Annotated in this window: 14 protein-coding genes; 11 read left to right on the forward strand and 3 right to left on the reverse strand. The window is 58.2% G+C overall.

Features of this window, described 5'->3' with window-relative positions; translation table 11 throughout:
* Window positions 1-53 precede the first annotated feature (53 nt).
* Window positions 54-4,262, forward strand: a complete 4,209-nt coding sequence (rpoC, locus tag M0412_RS03005) for a DNA-directed RNA polymerase subunit beta' (protein WP_269704007.1) — start codon at window positions 54-56, stop codon at window positions 4,260-4,262.
* A 127-nt stretch (window positions 4,263-4,389) separates the two neighbouring features.
* Here the strand turns inward: rpoC and M0412_RS03010 are convergent, their stop codons facing one another.
* From M0412_RS03010 to M0412_RS03020, 3 genes are all read right to left on the reverse strand, one after another.
* Window positions 4,390-5,472: a helix-turn-helix transcriptional regulator gene (locus M0412_RS03010; protein ID WP_269704009.1), complete on the reverse strand. Its 1,083-nt coding sequence runs from the start codon at window positions 5,470-5,472 to the stop codon at window positions 4,390-4,392.
* Between the two features lie 97 nt (window positions 5,473-5,569).
* A complete protein-coding gene (locus M0412_RS03015; RefSeq protein WP_269704011.1) occupies window positions 5,570-5,920 on the reverse strand; it encodes a VOC family protein in 351 nt (116 codons plus the stop codon).
* A 9-nt stretch (window positions 5,921-5,929) separates the two neighbouring features.
* A complete protein-coding gene (locus M0412_RS03020) occupies window positions 5,930-6,223 on the reverse strand; it encodes a hypothetical protein (RefSeq protein WP_003523731.1) in 294 nt (97 codons plus the stop codon).
* Between the two features lie 528 nt (window positions 6,224-6,751).
* On the opposite strand from M0412_RS03020, the gene rpsL reads away from it, so the two are divergent.
* The 10 genes from rpsL (at window position 6,752) to rpsS (ending at window position 14,571) form a co-directional block, all read left to right on the forward strand.
* Complete coding sequence (gene rpsL / locus M0412_RS03025) at window positions 6,752-7,123, forward strand: 30S ribosomal protein S12 (RefSeq protein ID WP_003507760.1); 372 nt, start codon at window positions 6,752-6,754, stop codon at window positions 7,121-7,123.
* Between the two features lie 77 nt (window positions 7,124-7,200).
* Complete coding sequence (gene rpsG / locus M0412_RS03030; protein WP_046798164.1) at window positions 7,201-7,671, forward strand: 30S ribosomal protein S7; 471 nt, start codon at window positions 7,201-7,203, stop codon at window positions 7,669-7,671.
* 34 nt (window positions 7,672-7,705) lie between these two features.
* Window positions 7,706-9,805 carry an elongation factor G gene (gene fusA / locus M0412_RS03035; protein ID WP_052817949.1) on the forward strand — a complete coding sequence of 700 codons (2,100 nt, stop codon included), beginning with the start codon at window positions 7,706-7,708 and terminating at the stop codon, window positions 9,803-9,805.
* A 64-nt stretch (window positions 9,806-9,869) separates the two neighbouring features.
* Window positions 9,870-11,045, forward strand: a complete 1,176-nt coding sequence (gene tuf / locus M0412_RS03040; protein ID WP_080824790.1) for an elongation factor Tu — start codon at window positions 9,870-9,872, stop codon at window positions 11,043-11,045.
* 310 nt (window positions 11,046-11,355) lie between these two features.
* Window positions 11,356-11,664: a 30S ribosomal protein S10 gene (gene rpsJ / locus M0412_RS03045; RefSeq protein ID WP_003495158.1), complete on the forward strand. Its 309-nt coding sequence runs from the start codon at window positions 11,356-11,358 to the stop codon at window positions 11,662-11,664.
* Window positions 11,665-11,832: 168 nt separating this feature from the next.
* Entirely contained in the window at window positions 11,833-12,474 is a 642-nt protein-coding gene (rplC, locus tag M0412_RS03050) for a 50S ribosomal protein L3 (RefSeq protein ID WP_046798167.1), read from the forward strand.
* Window positions 12,475-12,486: 12 nt separating this feature from the next.
* Complete coding sequence (rplD, locus tag M0412_RS03055) at window positions 12,487-13,107, forward strand: 50S ribosomal protein L4 (RefSeq protein WP_010971963.1); 621 nt, start codon at window positions 12,487-12,489, stop codon at window positions 13,105-13,107.
* Window positions 13,104-13,397 carry a 50S ribosomal protein L23 gene (locus M0412_RS03060; RefSeq protein WP_003495178.1) on the forward strand — a complete coding sequence of 98 codons (294 nt, stop codon included), beginning with the start codon at window positions 13,104-13,106 and terminating at the stop codon, window positions 13,395-13,397. The genes rplD and M0412_RS03060 overlap by 4 nt, the downstream gene beginning before the upstream one ends.
* Window positions 13,398-13,440: 43 nt before the next feature.
* Window positions 13,441-14,277, forward strand: a complete 837-nt coding sequence (gene rplB / locus M0412_RS03065) for a 50S ribosomal protein L2 (protein WP_003507771.1) — start codon at window positions 13,441-13,443, stop codon at window positions 14,275-14,277.
* A 15-nt stretch (window positions 14,278-14,292) separates the two neighbouring features.
* Window positions 14,293-14,571 (forward strand): 30S ribosomal protein S19, encoded by a 279-nt coding sequence (gene rpsS / locus M0412_RS03070; RefSeq protein WP_003507772.1) that lies wholly within the window; start codon window positions 14,293-14,295, stop codon window positions 14,569-14,571.

The raw sequence follows: 14,571 nt of genomic DNA on the forward strand, positions 1-14,571 counted from the left end.
AACCGGTCCGGATGCAAACAGGGGCAGCAGCTAGCCTCTCAAGGAGACAAGGCATGAACCAAGAGGTCATGAATCTTTTCAATCCTCAGGTGCCTGCGCAGCATTTCGATTCCATCCGGATTTCGATTGCTTCGCCGGAAAAAATCCTGTCGTGGTCCTACGGCGAGATCAAGAAGCCGGAAACCATCAACTACCGTACGTTCAAGCCGGAACGCGACGGCCTTTTCTGCGCGCGTATCTTCGGACCGATCAAGGACTACGAGTGCCTGTGCGGCAAGTACAAGCGCATGAAGTACAAGGGCATCATCTGCGAAAAGTGCGGCGTCGAAGTCACGCTGTCGCGCGTTCGCCGTGAGCGCATGGGCCATATCGAGCTCGCAGCGCCGGTTGCCCACATCTGGTTCCTGAAGTCGCTTCCCTCGCGTATCTCGACCCTGCTCGACATGACGCTGAAGGATGTCGAACGCGTTCTTTATTTCGAGAACTACATCGTCACCGAGCCTGGCCTCACTTCGCTGAAGCAGAACCAGCTTCTGTCCGAAGAAGAGTACATGATCGCCGTCGACGAGTTCGGCGAAGACCAGTTCACCGCCATGATCGGCGCTGAAGCCATCTACGAGATGCTGGCTTCGATGAACCTCGAAAAGATCGCCGGCGACCTGCGTGCCGAACTTGCTGAGACCACGTCTGATCTCAAGCAGAAGAAGCTGATGAAGCGCCTGAAGATCGTCGAGAACTTCATGGAGTCGGGCAACCGTCCTGAATGGATGATCATGAAGGTCGTTCCGGTCATTCCGCCGGACCTGCGTCCGCTGGTTCCGCTGGATGGCGGCCGTTTCGCGACGTCCGACCTTAACGATCTCTATCGCCGCGTCATCAACCGTAACAACCGTCTGAAGCGCCTGATCGAGCTTCGCGCACCTGGCATCATCATCCGCAACGAAAAGCGTATGTTGCAGGAATCCGTCGATGCGCTGTTCGATAACGGCCGTCGCGGTCGCGTCATCACGGGTGCCAACAAGCGCCCGCTGAAGTCGCTCTCCGACATGCTCAAGGGCAAGCAGGGCCGCTTCCGCCAGAACCTTCTCGGCAAGCGCGTCGACTATTCCGGTCGTTCGGTCATCGTGACCGGTCCGGAACTGAAGCTGCACCAGTGCGGCCTGCCGAAGAAGATGGCGCTCGAACTGTTCAAGCCGTTCATCTACGCCCGCCTCGACGCCAAGGGTTACTCCTCGACCGTCAAGCAGGCCAAGAAGCTGGTTGAAAAGGAAAAGCCTGAGGTCTGGGATATCCTCGACGAGGTCATCCGCGAGCATCCGGTTCTTCTGAACCGCGCACCGACGCTGCACCGTCTGGGTATCCAGGCTTTCGAACCCATGCTGGTCGAAGGCAAGGCCATCCAGCTGCACCCGCTCGTCTGCACGGCCTTCAACGCCGACTTCGACGGTGACCAGATGGCTGTCCACGTGCCGCTTTCGCTGGAAGCCCAGCTGGAAGCACGCGTGCTGATGATGTCGACCAACAACATCCTGCATCCGGCGAACGGTCATCCGATCATCGTTCCGTCGCAGGACATGGTTCTCGGCCTCTATTACCTGTCGATCATGAACCAGAACGAGCCGGGCGAAGGCATGGCCTTCTCGGATATCGGTGAGCTGCATCACGCGCTTGAAAACAAGGTCGTGACGCTGCATGCCAAGATCCGCGGCCGCTTCAAGACCGTGGATGCCGATGGCAAGCCGGTTTCGAAGATCCATGAAACGACCCCTGGCCGTATGCTGATTGGCGAACTTCTGCCGAAGAACGTCAACGTGCCTTTCGACGTCTGCAACCAGGAAATGACCAAGAAGAACATCTCCAAGATGATCGACACGGTCTACCGTCATTGCGGCCAGAAAGACACGGTCATCTTCTGCGACCGCATCATGCAGCTCGGCTTCAGCCACGCCTGCCGCGCCGGCATTTCGTTCGGCAAGGACGACATGGTCATTCCGGACAGCAAGGTGAAGATCGTTGGCGACACCGAAGCCTTGGTGAAGGAATACGAACAGCAGTACAATGATGGTCTCATCACCCAGGGCGAAAAGTACAACAAGGTTGTCGACGCCTGGGGCAAGGCAACCGAAAAGGTCGCCGAAGAAATGATGGCACGCATCAAGGCTGTCGAGTTCGATCCGGAAACGGGCCGCCAGAAGCCGATGAACTCCATCTACATGATGTCCCACTCGGGCGCCCGTGGTTCTCCGAACCAGATGCGTCAGCTGGGCGGCATGCGCGGCCTGATGGCGAAGCCGTCGGGTGAAATCATCGAGACGCCGATCATCTCGAACTTCAAGGAAGGCCTGACCGTTAACGAGTACTTCAACTCGACCCACGGTGCCCGTAAGGGTCTGGCAGACACCGCCCTGAAGACGGCGAACTCGGGTTACCTTACCCGTCGTCTCGTCGACGTCGCGCAGGATTGCATCGTCGTTTCCACCGATTGCGGCACCGACAAGGGCCTCACCATGACCGCCATCGTCGATGCCGGTCAGGTCGTTGCCTCGCTCGGCGCGCGTATCCTCGGCCGTACGGCTCTTGATGATATCGATCATCCGGTTTCCGGCGAAAACCTCGTCAAGGCCGGCACGCTCATCGATGAGGCCGATGTGGCCGTCATCGAAAAGGCGGGCATCCAGTCCGTGCGCATCCGCTCGGCTCTGACCTGTGAAGTGCAGGTTGGCGTCTGCGGCGTCTGCTACGGTCGTGACCTTGCACGCGGTACGCCTGTCAACATGGGCGAAGCCGTTGGCGTCATCGCCGCACAGTCGATCGGTGAACCGGGCACGCAGCTCACCATGCGTACCTTCCACCTTGGCGGTACGGCGAACGTGGTCGACCAGTCGTTCCTCGAAGCCTCTTACGAGGGCACGATTGCGATCAAGAACCGCAACATTCTGCGCAACTCCGAAGGCACTCTCATCGCGATGGGCCGTAACATGGCCGTCACCATTCTCGATGAGCGCGGCCAGGAGCGGTCTTCGCAGCGCGTTGCCTATGGTTCGAAGATCTTCGTGGACGACGGCGACAAGGTAAAGCGTGGCCAGCGTCTGGCAGAGTGGGACCCCTACACCCGTCCGATGATGACGGAAGTGGAAGGTACCGTTCACTTCGAGGACCTCGTCGACGGTCTTTCCGTTCTGGAAGCCACCGACGAATCCACCGGCATCACCAAGCGTCAGGTTATCGACTGGCGTTCGACGCCGCGCGGTTCGGACCTCAAGCCCGCGATCGTCATCAAGGACGCTTCCGGCGCTGTTGCGAAGCTTGCCCGTGGTGGCGAAGCCCGCTTCCAGCTGTCCGTGGACGCCATCCTGTCGGTCGAGCCGGGTTCGAAGGTCTTCCAGGGTGACGTGCTTGCACGTTCGCCGCTGGAAAGCGCCAAGACGAAGGACATCACCGGTGGTCTGCCGCGCGTTGCCGAACTGTTCGAAGCACGTCGTCCGAAGGATCACGCCGTCATCGCCGAGATCGACGGTACGATCCGCCTGGGTCGCGACTACAAGAACAAGCGTCGCGTGATGATCGAGCCTGCGGAAGACGGCGTCGAGCCGGTCGAATACCTGATCCCGAAGGGCAAGCCCTTCCATCTTCAGGAAGGCGACTACATCGAGAAGGGTGAATACATTCTCGACGGCAACCCGGCGCCGCACGACATTCTGGCAATCAAGGGCGTGGAGGCTCTGGCTTCCTACCTCGTGAACGAAATCCAGGAAGTCTACCGACTGCAGGGCGTTGTGATCAACGACAAGCACATCGAAGTGATCGTTCGCCAGATGCTGCAGAAGGTCGAAATCACCGATGCCGGCGACAGCCAGTACATCGTTGGCGACAATGTCGACCGTATCGAGCTGGACGACATGAACGACCGCCTGATCGAGGAGGGCAAGAAGCCGGCTTACGGCGATCCTGTTCTGCTCGGCATCACCAAGGCTTCGCTGCAGACGCCGTCCTTCATCTCGGCCGCATCCTTCCAGGAAACCACCAAGGTTCTCACGGAAGCTGCGATTGCCGGCAAGACGGACACGCTGCAGGGCCTCAAGGAAAACGTCATCGTCGGCCGTCTCATCCCGGCCGGTACTGGCGGCACCATGACGCAGATCCGCCGCATCGCCACCTCGCGCGACGACCTCATTCTCGAGGAACGCCGCAAGGGTACGGGTGCAGGTTCTGCGAACCAGATGCTGCAGGACATGACGGATCAGGTTCCGGCCGCCGAATAAGCTTGGGGCAGGGGCTTTACGGAGCCCCGCCAAAATTCAGTAAAACGCCCGGAGCAATCCGGGCGTTTTTTGTTTGGCGGGTGGGAGAGCTGATCCGATCTTTCAGATCATCAGTGTCGGCGTGTTCTCAGCCCTGTCCGCCGATGGTGTAGCGCGTCAGAACGGAGAGGCGGCGGACGAGATCGGTCTGGCCGGTACTGCCGGTTTTGGCATAGATCGACTTGGCGTTGCTGCGCACCGTTTCGTGGGAAATCCGCAATTGCTTTGCCACGGCGGGAAGGGAAAGCCCCTTCATGATTTCCAGCGCAACACGGGCTTCGCCCTTGGTGAGGTCATAAAGCCCCTTCAGCAGCGGCGTGGCGTCGAAGACCGTGTCTGAGGGCTGGGATATCAATACGATGGCCGAGCCGTTCGGGGAAAGGTCCAGTGCGTCCTTACGTAGCGGTATGACGTGCAGTATGCATGCCCTGTCTTCGGTCGGCAGGGGGAAGGAGCCGACGCTATGTCCGGCAAGTGCATTGTAAAGCAGCCGGTTGACCCTTTCATCGGAAATCAGAATCCTGTCACGGGTGCGGGTAGAGATACATTTCTGAAGTGAAAGAAACAGGTCATTGGCGGAGAGAAGGCGTCCGCTTGCCTGAAGCACTGCCGCCGGCGCGCCGATGGCGTTGAGGCCAAGCGTCATCGCATCGGCTTTCTGACGCTGCAGCCGGGTCGCCAGCGTGAGGCTGCGGGCGATATGCGGTCTCAGCCCGCCGAGAGCCGCCATCGTCTCCGGGCCAATGATGCCGCTGTCGAGCTTGCGTTCGAAAATCACCGTCATTTCCGGATGATCGGGTGGAGCGACCTGGGTCGCCACACCATAGCCCAGTCCGCGCGGCATCAGGAAGTCACGCACGATCGGCAGCCCGGCCCATTCATCATGGGTAAAAACATCAAAATCATGCACGAAGGAAAATTGTCCCTCGCGGATTGCGCGGGTGAGGCGGTCATTGCGATGATTCCAGCCGCCCTCCATGAAGGCCTGCATCAATTCCTGGAAATTGGGCGTGAAAAGCCAGGCTTCTTCCTCTCCCTTGCCCCAGGTAAGGGCGCCGCCCCAGAAATCCAGCTGTTGACCGATTGTGGCGATGACTTTCGCCCAGCGGTCGGGAAAAAGCGCCGCTTCGTAAATGTCATCGATGATGTCTGCCGAAGATATATGATCCAACCTGCCACCGGAGATTCATGTCAGGATTGTTTTACGCCAATATATTCGCGTTGTTCAACAGAAATGAAATAATACTACTGAACTTAAAGTATATAATCTATAAGTGACTTAATATGTTGATCAGTCTGCCAAAGGGATCGCGCAGGAACAGGCGGCGCACGCCCCATGTTTCGGTGGCCGGGCCGTATTCGACCGGCAGTCCGGCTTCAACTATGCGGGCGTGAACCTCGTCGAAATTGTCGACCTCGATGGAGATGTCGGGGACCGCCGTGCCGGAGCCGCCTTCGCGGGCAAAGCTGATCTGGGCAGGTGTCTCAACCGGGCTTGCATAGGTCACGATCCAGCCGTGATCCATGGCGATGGTCATGCCGAGAATGTCGCCATAAAAGACACCCGCCCGTTCAGGGTCGGGTGTCGCGATGTTGGTGACGATGCGTCTCACCACCATTGCCGCGCCTCAGGCGAAGCGGATGATGGCCACTTCGCCTTCCAGTGCGCCCTGATAGGCGGAAGCGTGCGGCTCTTCATCGGGGATTTCGGTCAGCATGCCGATCTGGTCGAGGTCGGCCTCGATGAAGCCTTCCTCGGAAAGCGCGTTCAGCGTTTCACGCACGGCGGTGTCGTCGTCCGGGGCGCGAAGGATGACGTGGATGTCGATGCCTTCGGAGTTATCGGTCTCGTAAGCCTTGCCGATGACGATGAAGACCATCGGCTCGTCGCGTCCATTGTCGTTGTCGGGGAGGGTGCTCATGACGCGGTTCCTTGATCTGTCGTTGCTATGTTCGCGGGTCGACCGGAGCGGGTCTTGCGCGTGGCGGGCCAAGTCTGGCCGCTTGAGGGAATCAATAGACGGATTTTATGAAAAGCCAAAGGCCGGAGCGCAAAATCGCTGTTGCCGATGGTGACTTCTGTTAGAAGGAGGGCGAAATGGCCCGCCTGCGGGCTTTGTGGCCGCGGGCGCGGGCGCAAAATGCGGATTCGGCCTTGACGAAAGCTGGCTAAAACAGTAGTACGCCCGCCATCGGAGCCTCTGTGGGTGCTGGCCGTTCGGAAACCTTTTTTCCGAACATCATCTCAAACAAGACTCCATTGCACGTAGAAGACACGAATGTTGCATGCAAGACGCCTCGTTGAGGTGTCCTCTGCTCTTGGTGGTCCATCCGTGAAAACGGATCGGGCCACGTTTTGCGCATGAGGATATATACGTGCGTCGTCGCCGGCAACGGCATAGCCGCCACCCGTTCGGGTGGCTAAAGTAGTTTTTGCAAGGGATGGTTATATGCCTACCGTAAACCAGCTGATCCGTAAGCCCCGCCAGGCACAGGTAAAGCGCAACAAGGTTCCTGCTCTTCAGGAAAACCCGCAGAAGCGTGGTGTTTGCACCCGCGTTTACACGACGACCCCGAAGAAGCCGAACTCGGCTCTGCGTAAGGTTGCCAAGATCCGCCTCACCAACGGCTTTGAAGTCATCGGCTACATTCCGGGCGAAGGTCACAACCTTCAGGAACACTCCGTGGTCATGATCCGCGGCGGCCGCGTAAAGGACTTGCCGGGTGTGCGTTACCACATCATTCGCGGTGTTCTCGATACCCAGGGCGTCAAGAACCGCAAGCAGCGCCGCTCCAAGTACGGTGCGAAGCGTCCGAAGTAATTCGGTTTAAACAAATTCCGGCGCTGCGCGAGGTTCTCCGCGTGGTAAAGCGTCAATAACATTGAGAGACAAAGAATATGTCCCGTCGCCATAGTGCAGAAAAGCGTGAGATCAACCCGGATCCGAAGTTCGGCGATCTGATCGTTACCAAGTTCATGAACGCCATCATGCTTCACGGCAAGAAGTCGGTCGCAGAAAGCATCGTTTACGGCGCGTTCGACGTCGTTCAGGGCAAGACGAAGCAGGAGCCGCTCGGCGTGTTCCATTCCGCCCTCGACAACGTTGCTCCGCATGTTGAAGTGCGTTCGCGCCGCGTTGGTGGTGCTACGTATCAGGTTCCGGTCGACGTTCGCCCCGAGCGCCGTCAGGCTCTGGCCATCCGCTGGCTGATCACCGCTGCGCGCAAGCGCAACGAAACGACCATGGTCGATCGCCTTTCCGGCGAACTCATGGACGCTGCGAACAACCGTGGTTCGGCTGTCAAGAAGCGCGAAGACACGCACAAGATGGCTGACGCCAACCGCGCATTCTCGCATTACCGCTGGTAATCTTAACCGGTCGCATATCGAAAGGCAGTCCATTATGGCTCGCGAATATAAAATCGAAGACTACCGCAATTTCGGTATCATGGCGCATATCGACGCCGGCAAGACGACGACCACCGAGCGTATCCTTTATTACACCGGTAAGTCGCACAAGATCGGCGAAGTCCATGATGGCGCTGCCACGATGGACTGGATGGAGCAGGAGCAGGAGCGTGGTATCACCATCACGTCTGCTGCGACCACGACCTTCTGGAAGGGCCGTGACGGCAAGATGCGCCGTTTCAACATCATCGACACCCCCGGCCACGTTGACTTCACCATTGAAGTCGAGCGTTCGCTGCGCGTTCTCGACGGCGCCATCGCGCTGCTCGACGCCAACGCCGGTGTGGAGCCGCAGACGGAAACCGTCTGGCGCCAGGCTGAGAAGTATCATGTTCCGCGCATGATCTTCTGCAACAAGATGGACAAGACCGGTGCTGACTTCTACCGCTCGGTAGAAATGATCAAGACCCGTCTCGGCGCCATTGCCGTCGTCATGCAGCTGCCGATCGGCGCTGAGACCGAGTTCAAGGGCGTTATCGACCTGATCGAGATGAACGCACTCATCTGGCGCGACGAATCGCTCGGCGCTCAGTGGGACGTCGTCGAAATTCCCGATGACATGAAGGCCAAGGCTGACGAATATCGCGAAAAGCTGATCGAGACCGTTGTCGAGATCGACGAAGAAGCGATGGAAAACTACCTGAACGGCATCATGCCCGACAACGAACAGATCCGTGCACTGGTTCGCCGCGGCACCATCGACGTGAAGTTCCACCCGATGTTCTGCGGTACCGCGTTCAAGAACAAGGGCGTTCAGCCGCTTCTCGACGCCGTCGTTGACTACCTGCCTTCGCCGCTGGACATTCCTGCGATCAAGGGCATCGACTTCAAGACCGAAGCCGAGATCGAGCGTCATGCTGACGACAGCGAGCCGCTTTCCATGCTCGCGTTCAAGATCATGAACGACCCCTTCGTCGGTTCGCTGACGTTTGCGCGCATCTACTCGGGCAAGCTCGAAAAGGGTACGTCTGTCATCAACACGGTCAAGGACAAGCGCGAGCGCGTCGGCCGTATGCTGCAGATGCACTCCAACTCGCGTGAAGACATCGAAGAAGCCTTTGCAGGCGACATCGTTGCTCTGGCCGGCCTCAAGGAAACCACCACTGGCGATACGCTCTGCGATCCGCTGAAGCCGGTTATCCTCGAGCGCATGGAATTCCCCGAGCCGGTCATCCAGATCGCGATCGAGCCGAAGACCAAGGGCGACCAGGAAAAGATGGGCCTTGCGCTCAACCGTCTGGCTGCTGAAGATCCTTCGTTCCGCGTCAAGACCGACGAAGAGTCCGGTCAGACGATCATCGCGGGCATGGGCGAACTTCACCTCGACATTCTCGTTGACCGTATGCGTCGCGAGTTCAAGGTTGAAGCAACCGTCGGCGCGCCGCAGGTTGCCTATCGCGAAACGATCACGCGTCAGCACGAAGAAGACTACACGCACAAGAAGCAGTCCGGTGGTACCGGTCAGTTCGCGCGCGTCAAGATCATCTTCGAACCGAACCCTGAAGGCGAAGACTTCAAGTTCGAATCCAAGATCGTCGGTGGTGCTGTTCCGAAGGAATACATCCCGGGCGTTCAGAAGGGTATCGAAAGCGTTCTGTCTTCCGGTCCGCTCGCTGGCTTCCCGATGCTCGGCGTCAAGGCGACGCTGATCGACGGTGCATTCCACGACGTCGACTCGTCGGTTCTCGCCTTCGAAATCGCATCGCGTGCCTGCTTCCGTGAAGCAGCCAAGAAGGCTGGTGCACAGCTTCTCGAGCCGATGATGAAGGTCGAAGTCGTAACGCCGGAAGACTATGTCGGCGACGTTATCGGCGACCTGAACTCCCGTCGTGGTCAGATCCAAGGCCAGGAAAGCCGTGGTATCACCATCGTCATCAACGCGCATGTTCCGCTCGCGAACATGTTCAAGTACGTCGACAACCTGCGCTCCATGTCGCAGGGTCGCGCTCAGTACTCGATGACGTTCGACCACTACTCGCCGGTTCCGTCGAACGTGGCGCAGGAAATCCAGGCAAAGTACTCCGGTCAGAAGTGATCGGGGTACGCCCCACCAGATTTGAAGATTATTCCCGTCAAGGGACAAGAATGGAGAGCCACTAATGGCAAAGAGCAAGTTTGAGCGCAATAAGCCGCACGTCAACATTGGCACGATCGGTCACGTTGACCATGGCAAGACGTCGCTGACTGCCGCGATCACGAAGTTCTTCGGCGAATTCAAGGCGTATGACCAGATCGACGCCGCGCCTGAAGAAAAGGCCCGTGGTATCACGATTTCGACGGCACACGTTGAGTATGAGACGCCTGCCCGTCACTACGCGCACGTCGACTGCCCCGGCCACGCCGACTACGTGAAGAACATGATCACCGGTGCTGCCCAGATGGACGGCGCGATCCTGGTTTGCTCGGCTGCTGACGGCCCGATGCCGCAGACCCGCGAGCACATCCTGCTTGCCCGTCAGGTTGGCGTTCCGGCAATCGTCGTGTTCCTCAACAAGGTCGACCAGGTTGACGACGCCGAGCTTCTCGAGCTCGTCGAGCTTGAAGTTCGCGAACTTCTGTCGTCCTACGACTTCCCGGGCGACGATATCCCGATCGTCAAGGGTTCGGCACTTGCCGCTCTTGAAGATTCTGACAAGAAGATCGGTGAAGACGCGATCCGCGAGCTGATGGCCGCTGTTGACGCCTACATCCCGACGCCTGAGCGTCCGATCGACCAGCCGTTCCTGATGCCGATCGAAGACGTGTTCTCGATCTCTGGCCGTGGTACGGTTGTGACGGGTCGCGTTGAGCGCGGTATCGTCAAGGTTGGTGAAGAAGTCGAGATCGTCGGCATTCGTCCGACCTCGAAGACGACGGTTACCGGCGTTGAAATGTTCCGCAAGCTGCTCGATCAGGGCCAGGCTGGCGACAACATCGGTGCTCTGGTTCGCGGCGTTACCCGTGACGGCGTTGAGCGTGGTCAGATCCTGTGCAAGCCGGGTTCGGTCAAGCCGCACAAGAAGTTCATGGCAGAAGCCTACATCCTGACGAAGGAAGAAGGCGGCCGTCATACGCCGTTCTTCACGAACTACCGCCCGCAGTTCTACTTCCGCACGACGGACGTTACCGGCATCGTTTCTCTGCCGGAAGGCACGGAAATGGTTATGCCTGGCGACAACGTCACGGTTGAAGTCGAGCTGATCGTTCCGATCGCGATGGAAGAAAAGCTGCGCTTCGCTATCCGCGAAGGCGGCCGTACCGTCGGCGCCGGCATCGTGGCCTCGATCGTCGAGTAATTTCGACTTTTAAAATTCGCTCCGACGGCGGTGTCACAAACACCGCCGTCGGGCTTTTAATAAAAAGCCTGGCGGCGTTGCATTTTTAGTGCTTGAAAAATTCGGTGAAAGCGCGTAAACGCGCACTCACACTCACCGCTGGATTCGCAAGCATTTGCGAAACGCGGTGTTTTAGCAATACAGACTACTGAAATGATTGGGGTGCGAGGCGCATCCCTCTCGATTTTTGAAAATCTGCGGCGCCACGATCAATAGAAGTTCATGTGTTTCCGCGTGCGGAAACGAATAACAAAGAACAAGGACAAGACGAATGACCGGCCAGAATATCCGTATCCGCCTCAAGGCGTTCGATCACCGGATCCTCGATGCCTCTACCCGTGAAATCGTGTCGACCGCAAAGCGCACCGGCGCCAGCGTTCGCGGCCCGGTTCCACTTCCTACACGCATCGAAAAGTTTACCGTCAACCGCTCTCCTCACGTTGACAAGAAAAGCCGTGAACAGTTCGAAATGCGGACGCACAAGCGTCTTCTCGATATCGTTGACCCCACCCCGCAGACTGTCGATGCTCTTATGAAGCTCGACCTCGCTGCTGGCGTTGACGTGGAAATCAAGCTCTAAGACCCGGCCCGATCCATCCAAGGTGAGGGCTGAAATAACAAGGAAGGTACGTGGAGCAATCCAACGACTTCCAAACCGGAGACCGGAAACATCGTGAGATGTCGAAGGGCACTCCTTAACAAAGGCCAGAGAGGGTTTTCCCTTCAAGGCTCGCAAGAGGATGAACCAATGCGTTCAGGTGTGATTGCACAGAAAGTGGGTATGACACGCGTCTATAACGACGCAGGTGAACATATCCCCGTAACAGTATTGCGACTGGATAACGTACAAGTCGTTGCCCAGCGCACGGAAGACAAGAATGGCTATACCGCAGTTCAGCTCGGTGCCGGCCAGTCCAAGGTCAAGAACACGACGAAGGCGCTTCGCGGTCATTTTGCCGCTGCCAATGTCGAACCGAAAGCCAAGCTCGTCGAGTTCCGGGTTTCCCCCGAGAACCTGATCGACATCGGTGCAACACTGACCGCAACTCATTTTCAGAACGGCCAGCTGGTGGACGTCACTGGAACCACGATCGGTAAAGGTTTTGCCGGTGCTATGAAGCGTCACAACTTCGGTGGTGGCCGCGCTTCGCACGGTAACTCCGTATCGCACCGTGCACACGGTTCGACCGGTAACAACCAGGATCCGGGCCGCGTCTGGAAGGGCAAGCGCATGGCTGGTCATATGGGCCAGACGCGCGTTACGACCCAGAACCTCGAAGTCGTTTCGACTGATGAAGACCGTGGCCTCATCCTCGTGAAGGGTGCAGTTCCCGGTTCCAAGGGTTCCTGGATCATCGTCCGCGACGCCGTCAAGTCGGCTGCGAAGTAAGGGAGCCTTATCATGGAATTGAACGTCAAGACCCTCGAGGGAAAAGACGCCGGCAAGGTTTCTCTGTCGGATGAGATCTTCGGCCTCGACCCCCGCCAGGACATTCTGGCCCGCATGGTTCGCTGGCAGCTTGCAAAGAAGCAGCAGGGAACCCACAAGACCAAGAACCGGTCGGAAGTTTCCCGCACCGGTGCCAAGATGTACAAGCAGAAGGGTACGGGCCGCGCTCGTCACCATTCGGCTCGCGCACCGCAGTTCCGCGGCGGCGGCAAGGCCCACGGCCCGGTCGTTCGCAGCCATGCCCATGACCTTCCCAAGAAGGTTCGTGCGCTCGCTCTGCGTCACGCCCTGTCTGCAAAGCTGAAGGCTGAAGAACTGATCATCGTTGATCAGCTCGTTGCATCTGAAGCAAAGACCAAGGCTCTGCTGGGCAGCTTCGCTTCGCTTGGCCTGACCAACGCTCTCGTTATCGGTGGCGCTGAACTTGATGGCAACTTCAAGCTCGCAGCCCAGAACATCCCGAATGTGGACGTTCTGCCGGTACAGGGCATCAATGTTTACGACATCCTGCGCCGTGGCAAGCTGGTGCTTTCCAAGGCTGCTGTAGAGGCTCTGGAGGAGCGGTTCAAATGACGGATCTTCGCCACTACGATGTGATCGTATCTCCTTCGATCACGGAAAAGTCGACGCTGGTATCCGAACAGAACCAGGTCGTATTCAACGTCGCCAAAAGCGCTTCCAAGCCTGAAATCAAGGCTGCCGTGGAAGCTCTCTTCGGCGTCAAAGTCACGGCTGTGAACACGCTTATCCGCAAGGGTAAGACCCGTCGTTTCCGTGGGTTCGCCGGTAAGCTGAAAGACGTCAAGAAAGCCGTCGTTACGCTCGCCGAAGGTCAATCCATCGACGTGTCCACCGGACTCTAAAGGTTAGGCCCAAGCGGGCAAAGACCCAAAAGGGAACAATAAAATGGCATTGAAAAGTTTCAATCCGACCACGCCAAGCCAGCGCCAGCTGGTTATCGTGGACCGCGCTTCGCTCTACAAGGGCAAGCCGGTAAAGGCTCTGACCCAGGGCCTCAGCTCCAAGGGTGGCCGCAACAACCAGGGCCGGATCACCGTCCGGTTCCAGGGTGGCGGTCACAAGCGGACCTACCGTCTGGTGGATTTCAAGCGTCGCAAGTTCGACGTTGAAGGCACCGTTGAACGTTTGGAATACGACCCCAACCGCACCGCGTTCATCGCGCTGGTTACGTATACCGACGGCGAACAGGCTTACATTCTCGCGCCACAGCGTCTCGCTGCTGGTGACAAGGTGATCGCCTCCGACAAGGCAGTGGACGTGAAGCCCGGCAACACCATGCCGCTTCAGTACATTCCGGTCGGTTCGATCATCCACAACGTCGAGATGAAGCCGGGTAAAGGCGGTCAGATCGCCCGCTCCGCCGGTACGTATGTCCAGCTCGTCGGCCGCGATGCCGGTATGGCCATCCTGCGTCTCAACTCGGGCGAACAGCGTCTGGTGCACGGCTCCTGCCTTGCATCGATCGGCGCTGTTTCGAACTCGGATCACGGCAACATCAACGACGGCAAGGCTGGTCGTTCGCGTTGGCGTGGCAAGCGTCCGCACGTTCGCGGCGTCGTCATGAACCCGGTCGACCACCCGCACGGTGGTGGTGAAGGTCGCACGTCGGGTGGTCGTCACCCGGTTACTCCGTGGGGCAAGCCCACGAAGGGCAAGCGCACCCGTTCGAACAAGTCGACCGACAAGTTCATCATGCGCTCGCGCCATCAGCGTAAGAAGTAAGAGAGGTAGTCACTAATGGCTCGTTCAGTATGGAAAGGTCCGTTTGTTGACGGCTATCTTCTCACCAAGGCTGAGAAGGTGCGCGAGAGCGGACGTAACGAAGTAATCAAGATCTGGAGCCGTCGCTCCACGATCCTGCCGCAGTTCGTTGGTCTGACCTTCGGCGTTTATAACGGCAGCAAGCATGTGCCCGTCTCGGTCAACGAAGACATGGTCGGACACAAGTTCGGTGAATTCTCTCCGACCCGTACCTATTACGGTCACGGCGCGGACAAGAAGGCAAAGAGGAAGTAA

This window comes from Agrobacterium sp. O3.4, assembly GCF_041414895.1.
GTDB classification, from domain to species: domain Bacteria; phylum Pseudomonadota; class Alphaproteobacteria; order Rhizobiales; family Rhizobiaceae; genus Agrobacterium; species Agrobacterium cucumeris.